Annotated in this window: 5 protein-coding genes and 1 pseudogene; 5 read left to right on the top strand and 1 reads right to left on the bottom strand. The window is 39.2% G+C overall.

Going from position 1 to position 7241, the window contains the following annotated elements; all coding sequences use genetic code 11:
* The 3 genes and pseudogenes from SAGCYANO_RS31365 to SAGCYANO_RS31350 form a co-directional block, all read left to right on the top strand.
* A pseudogene (locus SAGCYANO_RS31365) lies at positions 1–969 on the top strand (glycine dehydrogenase (aminomethyl-transferring)); the annotation flags it as partial.
* 675 nt (positions 970–1644) lie between these two features.
* A complete protein-coding gene (locus SAGCYANO_RS31360) occupies positions 1645–2418 on the top strand; it encodes a Uma2 family endonuclease (protein WP_307786022.1) in 774 nt (257 codons plus the stop codon).
* Between the two features lie 619 nt (positions 2419–3037).
* Positions 3038–4216 carry a calcium-binding protein gene (locus tag SAGCYANO_RS31350; protein ID WP_202223649.1) on the top strand — a complete coding sequence of 393 codons (1179 nt, stop codon included), beginning with the start codon at positions 3038–3040 and terminating at the stop codon, positions 4214–4216.
* 110 nt (positions 4217–4326) lie between these two features.
* Here the strand turns inward: SAGCYANO_RS31350 and SAGCYANO_RS31345 are convergent, their stop codons facing one another.
* Positions 4327–4902, bottom strand: a complete 576-nt coding sequence (locus SAGCYANO_RS31345; protein ID WP_202223648.1) for a Uma2 family endonuclease — start codon at positions 4900–4902, stop codon at positions 4327–4329.
* A gap of 205 nt (positions 4903–5107) precedes the next feature.
* On the opposite strand from SAGCYANO_RS31345, the gene SAGCYANO_RS31340 reads away from it, so the two are divergent.
* Positions 5108–5542: a hypothetical protein gene (locus SAGCYANO_RS31340; RefSeq protein WP_202223647.1), complete on the top strand. Its 435-nt coding sequence runs from the start codon at positions 5108–5110 to the stop codon at positions 5540–5542.
* Positions 5543–5561: 19 nt separating this feature from the next.
* Positions 5562–7241 (top strand): ParA family protein, encoded by a 1680-nt coding sequence (locus tag SAGCYANO_RS46050; RefSeq protein WP_237396882.1) that lies wholly within the window; start codon positions 5562–5564, stop codon positions 7239–7241.

Genomic DNA, 7241 nt, shown 5'->3' with positions numbered 1-7241 from the left:
AAACACAAAGATAACTTAGCTGCCATTATGGTTACTTATCCCTCAACCCACGGTGTATTTGAGGAAGAAATTACTGAAATATGCGAAATTATCCACAGTAACGGGGGGCAAGTTTATATGGATGGAGCGAATATGAATGCTCAGGTAGGTTTATGTCGCCCCGCAGAAATAGGAGCAGATGTTTGTCATTTGAATTTGCACAAGACTTTTTGTATTCCTCACGGTGGCGGCGGTCCGGGAATGGGTCCAATCGGAGTTCAATCTCATTTAGCAAAGTTTTTACCAGGTCACTCTGTGATTAATATTGGTGGAGAAAATTCTAGTGGAGCGGTATCTGCTGCACCTTGGGGTAGTGCAAGTATTCTGCCAATTTCCTGGATGTATATTGCCATGATGGGTGCAGATGGTTTGACTGAAGCGACTAAAGTAGCAATTTTGAATGCTAATTATATTGCTCAACGGTTGGAGAGTTATTATCCAGTTTTGTATAAAGGTAAGCATGGGTTTATTGCTCACGAGTGCATTTTGGATTTGCGTCCGTTGAAAAAGTTGGCTGGTATTGAAGTAGAAGATATTGCCAAACGTTTGATGGATTATGGTTTTCACGCGCCGACAGTTTCTTGGCCTGTAGCGGGTACAATTATGGTGGAGCCAACAGAAAGTGAGTCTAAGGAAGAATTAGACCGTTTTTGTGAAGCAATGATTTTGATTCGCCAGGAAATAGAAGAAATTGAAACTGGGAAAGCAGATAAAGAGGATAATTTATTGAAAAATGCGCCTCATACCGCAGAGAGTTTGATGGTGGATGAGTGGAAACATGGTTATTCTCGACAACGTGCTGCTTATCCCGCACCTTGGACGCGGGAGCATAAGTTTTGGCCTGCTGTGGGAAGAGTTGATAATGCTTTTGGCGATCGTAATTTTGTGTGTTCTTGTTTGCCGATAGAAGCATACAGTAATAATGGATAATGGATAATGGATAATGGATAATGGATAATTGATATAGTAGGGGCGGGTTCCGCGGTAGGGGCGGGTTCCGCGGTAGGGGCGGGTTCCGCGGTAGGGGCGGGTTCCGCGGTAGGGGCGGGTTCCGCGTTAAGTTAATGGTTTTACCAACAGCCTAGTGAACCCGCCCCGGTTTTACCAACAGCCTAGTGAACCCGCCCCGGTTTTACCAACAGCCTAGTGAACCCGCCCCGGTTTTACCAACAGCCTAGTGAACCCGCCCCGGTTTTACCAACAGCCTAGTGAACCCGCCCCGGTTTTACCAACAGCCTAGTGAACCCGCCCCGGTTTTACCAACAGCCTAGTGAACCCGCCCCGGTTTTACCAACAGCCTAGTGAACCCGCCCCGGTTTTACCCAGGACATGGTAAACCCGCCCCCCGCACCTCTAGAAAGAGATTTAGCAATCCCTCGTAACGCACCGCCTCTTTCATTATGTTCTGAAATTCAGAATGTGAAAGGAACCCAGATCCAGTAGTGGACTGACACATCTAAATTTTATGTATTAGATTATTGGGGCGGGGGCGGGTTTATTCAGTTGTGGGTGACACCATTAACTTAACGCGGAACCCGCCCCTACCCGATGCACCATTTTGGCTGAAACAGTCTACTAATGGACTACTAGACTTGAAGATTAATTATGTATCAGGATGAGATTGTCGAAGAAATTCACAAAATTCGTGAAGAATACTCTCGTTCATTTAATCATAATTTGAAAGCTATATTTACTGATTTACAAAAGCACCAAGCGGAAAGTGGCAGAGAAGTTGTGAATTTATCTCGAAAGCCAAGTATAACAAAACATTGGAAAAGAAAAAAACTAATGATTGCTCAACCCCAAGATTACCAAAAAATTCCCCCTGAAGAATATCTAGAATGGGAAGCTAAACAGGAATTTCGCCATGAATATGTAGACGGCAAAATTATAGCTATGACTGAAAGAAGTCTTCCTCATAATGATATTGCTATTAACTTTTGTATAGCCCTAAAACCTCATCTTCGCCAAAGAAGTTTTCGAGTTAATATGTCTGATGCTAAAGTTCAAGATGCTAAAAATAGTCGTTATTTCTATCCAGATTTAGTTATTAGTTGCAATCCTGATGATTTAAAATCCCGTAAGTTTATAGAACATCCTACAGTAATTATTGAAGTTCTTTCCCCCAGTACAGAAAAATACGATCGCGGCAATAAGTTTAAATATTATCGTCAATTTCCTAGTTTGCAAGAATATATTTTAGTAGATTCAGAATCAATATCTGTAGAAATTTTTCAACGTGGGGAGGGAAAAATGTGGCATTATTGTGGATATACAGAAGGTGAATCAATTACATTAGAGAGTATTGAATTTACTTTTGCTATTGAAGTTTTATACGAAGGAGTTAATTTTGAAACTGATACAGTCGAGCCAGAATAAACTTCATTAATGGGTAATGGATAATGGATAATTACCTCATATTCTCAAAAAAGTGTGAATTTTATCAGGACTTACACAAATTGACTGTTAAACCACCATCTGTAGGGGCGAATGGTATTCGCCCTCTCTATATGTAGAATCTCTGCGTAGGGGCGAATGGTATTCGCCCTCTCTATATGTAGAATCTCAGCGTAGGGGCAAATGGTATTCGCCCTCTCTATATGTAGAATCTCAGCGTAGGGGCGAATGGTATTCGCCCTCCCTATATGTAGAATCTCTGCGTAGGGGCGAATGGTATTCGCCCTCTCTATATGTAGAATCTCTGCGTAGGGGCGAATGGTATTCGCCCTCCCTATATGTAGAATCTCTGCGTAGGGGCGAATGGTATTCGCCCTCTCTATATGTAGAATCTCTGCGTAGGGGCAAATGGTATTCGCCCTCTCTATATGTAGAATCTCTGCGTAGGGGCGAATGGCATTCGCCCTCCCTATATGTAGAATCTCTGCGTAATTCCTGTTAATATTTGTTAGTTGCTCAGAATGCATTGCTGAGTTAAAATTTCTCAGAGCAGTTATTAGTAAAAATAACTTGGCTCATAATTAGTAATCAAGGAGTAAATATGGCATTTGTAGATAGAGTTTTTGACTTTTTCAATAGCGGGACAGGATCAATTGAGGAGGGACCTTATGGAGGAACAGCGAGCAGTTCTCCTATACCTATTGTTACCGATGTAGTATTGTTTGGTAATCAACAGGCTTTTGTATCCTTGCCGAGAGATTCATTTATAACCGTTGGTTTTGCAAACAAAACAATTGTTGACGGTCCTGGAAACGACATTGTTATTAACGAATTAGGCAGCAGTAGTGAATTTGCGAATGTCTTCGTAAGTTCTGACTTGGAAAATTTTAGCTTTCTAGGAACCGCTGGAGCAGGTTCTAGCGCTTTCGACTTGTCAAACATTGGATTTACTCAACCTGTAAGAGCAATACAAATTGTCGGGTTAGATAGTACAGATTTTTTCATTAGTAGTAATGGTGGTAGATCGCGAGGCTTCGACTTACTAAATGTAGAAGTACCAGACTCCAGCCTCCGAGACATCATCACAACCATCAACGGCAACAACAGAAACAACACACTTGACGGCACTGGCGGCAACGAAACAATTAACGGCAGAAACGGCAACGATGTACTAAACGGTCGCGGTGGCAACGATAACTTAATCGGAGGCGGCGGTAACGATAACCTCATAGGTGGTAATGGTAGAGACACTCTTAATGGTGGTAATGGTAGAGACACTCTTAATGGTGGCGCTGATAACGATAGGTTAATTGGAGGCGGCGGTAACGATCGCCTCTTAGGTGGCAATGGTAGGGACACTCTTAATGGTGGTAATGGAAACGACCGCTTTGAGGGTGGCGCTGGCAACGACATTTTTACAGGTGGTGATGGCAGAGACAAATTCATCTACAACACCAACAGGTTGTATCGTTCCAGAGATATCGGTACAGATACAATTACCGACTTTACACCCGGAGTGGATGATATTATCCTCGACAAAGACACCTTTATCAGCTTGAATAGTCGTGCAGGCAATGGTTTTAGTATCAACCGGGAATTTGATATCGTTACCAACAGAACTGCCGCTACCAGGTCAGTAGCAGATATCGTTTACGACCGCTCCACAGGAGATTTATACTATAACCCCAATAGCGCCTTCTCTGGTTTTGGAGGTGGTGGCAAATTTGCAACTTTACAAGGAGCGCCAAATATTACTGAGTCCGATTTTGTGTTGCAGTAAAATATAATCATAACTTACGCAAATTGATTGTCAAACCACCATCTGTAGGGGCGAATGGCATTCGCCCTTTCTATATGTAGAATCCCTCCGTAATTCCTGTTGATAATGCACTACAGAGTTTCTCCAAAAATGACATCCTCATACAAACTATCAATGCTAGTCCGAAAGTCAATACTTGCCAGGTGAACTTCACTACCTTGAGTATAAGTGTGCAATACCCACAGACCTTCAACATTGCGACGGAAACATTCTAAACGCTGGCGTTTTTGGTTAATCAAAACGTATTCTTGCAAAGTTGGTAATTGCTGATAGTTAGCAAATTTGTCACCGCGATCGAATGCTTCAGTGCTTTCGGATAAAACTTCTACTATTAAACAAGGATATTTTTTATGATTTGGCAAAGCTTTATCTCTGGTGTCGCAAGTTACCATCACATCAGGATAGAAGAATGTATTAGTAGTTTCTATCAGAGCTTTCATATCCGACATATAGACGCGACAACCACTGCCTCGCAGATAATTTCTTAATGCTGAAGCTAGGTTGAGGGAAATAGTCACATGAGCATCACTAGCACCTGCCATTGCATATACTTGTCCATCAATATATTCGTGTTTGATAGAGCTGAGTTCTTCTCCTGTTAGATATTCTTCAGGAGGAATATAATTTGTGTTTTGGTTAACGATCATGGTTTGGGAGATAGAAGAATTATATCATTGTATCATTAGTAATAACGAGTGAGGGCGTTTTGCTCCGCAACATATAAAGCGGCAGCTCTGCGTTAGCAAATGCCATTTGCCCCTAAATATGGCGTTTTCAAGGTGAATTTGCGTAAGTCCTGTATAATGTTAAAATCATTATAATTGTTACGATCAAAGCCATATTTTTTTATTGATGGAAGATTACCAAGCAGCTTTTTTAGAGCGCCATTCTGATACAGAAATATTAGATAAATCAGGAAGAAAAATTGGAGCTATGCACTTTGGAGGTGTCACTATTGAGTGTTTATTAAAAGCAATGATTTTTGCTACTTTACCAAACAGTGCAACTAGAGAATGGAAAACAGATAACAATAATCCAGGACATACTTTTACTAATCCAGGACATAGCTACACAGAAGCATTAAAACGACATAATAAACTTAAATCTAGAATTGATAAGTTTCCTCAAGTACGAAAATGGCTGGATGAAGTTGAGAACCCGATGGGTCAACATTTTATAGATATACGTTATTTTGCTATTGAAGCTAATAATGTAAATTATAAAAGCTGGTTCAACACATATCAAAAGCTTATAGGATGGCTACAAAAACAAGCTACTACACTTTAAGAAATTAAAGGAATTAAAAATGCAAGAAAACTGGCAAGTATTATTAAAGCAAAATATCAAAAACCAATTCGTTCAAAACTCTCAAGAGTGGATAGATGTAAATATTTCCACATCAGGTTTGCTCAATTTAACTTTAGTTAGTAACAGCTTTTTTCGTGTATCTATCCCTCAGCGGAAAGAACAAATTTCCAGCTTACTAAAATCTCAGGTGCCTCATTTATCTCCTGGGTTTCTTTCCTTATATACACCTCAAGAAGCTGAATCATTAAATATTTTACCTCCACAAATTTCTGAGACATTCTCACCAAGCACTTGGCAAGACTTAGCTATTCAAGCGGCAAACCCACAAAATCAACCTCAACTACCCCAGAAAGAACCCAGTATACCCAGAACAGTAACATTTTATTCTTTTAAAGGAGGAGTAGGTCGGACTACTGCATTAACTCATGTAGCCTCAATTTTAGCAATGCGAGGCCGTAAAGTTGTAGCTATAGATTTAGATTTAGAAGCACCTGGGTTAAGTACAGCATTTAACCTTAAGGAACAGTCAAAATATGGAATTGTTGATTATTTTTACGAACGTTCTTACTTACCAGAAGGAATAGAACCCAGTATTTTAATTACAGACATATTTAGTGAAGTAAGAATACCTAACGCTAAAGGGAGATTATTTGTTGTTCCTGCTGGATATCTTAGTCTTGATTATGTGTCTAAAGTTGACGATCTTCATGCCACAACTGTTATAGATGGAGATAAAAATCTTTGGTCTATTTTTAAGCAGGAAATTCAAGAACAATTAAAACCAGATATTATCTTAATTGACTCAAGAACTGGGATTAATCAATGGGGCGCTTTATCATTAATTCAAGCTGCTGATGAAGCAATTATTTTTCTTTTTCCTAACGAACAAAATAAACAGGGAATAGAGCTACTACTAGAATCTCTTCAAAGTCTGAAAAATTTATCCATTAATTTTGTTTTTTCTCCTGTACCTGATGCGAAAAAGAGTGGTTTAGATAAAGTTAAAAAAATTTCTAATTTCTTGCTCGAAAGGATAAAAAATGGAACAGATGAAAACTATGATACAGATGAAAATGATTCAAATACAAGTAAATATCAACCAGAAAATGATGAGCCATTAGTAGTACCTTACCTTGAACCAATTGCTTCTGCTGATAACTATCCGATACCAGAAATACAAGATTACTATAGTAAAATTGCTAATCTAATTGATGAAAAAAATGATGAAATTCAACGCAGTAGTGTTTTAAATATTGTTGAACAAAGATGGCAAATTATTGAAAGTCTAGAGTTTCCTGAAGTAAATGCCGCCGATCAGAAACAAGATTTAAGCTTATTGTTTCAGCGCACTACTGATTTTGAAAAATTTTTAGATGATACAACTTGCCTAATTCGAGGAAAAAAAGGAACAGGTAAAACTGCCCTATATTGGTTATTTTTAAAACATCAAGAACTGGCTCAAAAATTAGCTCACAGACGGTTATATAATACTGTGTTTTTATCAGGACATGGTAGATTTCAGGAAAGTAGACCAACTCGTGATGAATTTCAAATTATTCATCAAAATTTGCAGAAAAAGAATGGAACATGGGAAGCTTTTTGGAGAGCTTATTTACTATTTAGATGTTATCAGGAAAAATTACTTAAATTTCCCAGAGGTAAAAGGAGAAAAGTTTAG

Source organism: Okeania sp. KiyG1 (genome assembly GCF_014132355.1).
In the GTDB taxonomy this organism is placed as follows: Bacteria; Cyanobacteriota; Cyanobacteriia; order Cyanobacteriales; family Microcoleaceae; genus Okeania.
Note: the sequence above shows the minus strand (reverse complement) of the source record. Positions and strands in the feature narration are given on the sequence as shown.

What these genes read in the sequence shown, in the direction of transcription:
- SAGCYANO_RS31345 (WP_202223648.1), bottom strand. Translation starts at nt 4,902, where the DNA reads ATGATCGTTAACCAAAACACAAATTATATTCCTCCTGAAGAATATCTA.
- SAGCYANO_RS31340 (WP_202223647.1), top strand. Translation starts at nt 5,108, where the DNA reads ATGGAAGATTACCAAGCAGCTTTTTTAGAGCGCCATTCTGATACAGAA.
- SAGCYANO_RS31360 (WP_307786022.1), top strand. Translation starts at nt 1,645, where the DNA reads ATGTATCAGGATGAGATTGTCGAAGAAATTCACAAAATTCGTGAAGAA.
- SAGCYANO_RS31350 (WP_202223649.1), top strand. Translation starts at nt 3,038, where the DNA reads ATGGCATTTGTAGATAGAGTTTTTGACTTTTTCAATAGCGGGACAGGA.
- SAGCYANO_RS46050 (WP_237396882.1), top strand. Translation starts at nt 5,562, where the DNA reads ATGCAAGAAAACTGGCAAGTATTATTAAAGCAAAATATCAAAAACCAA.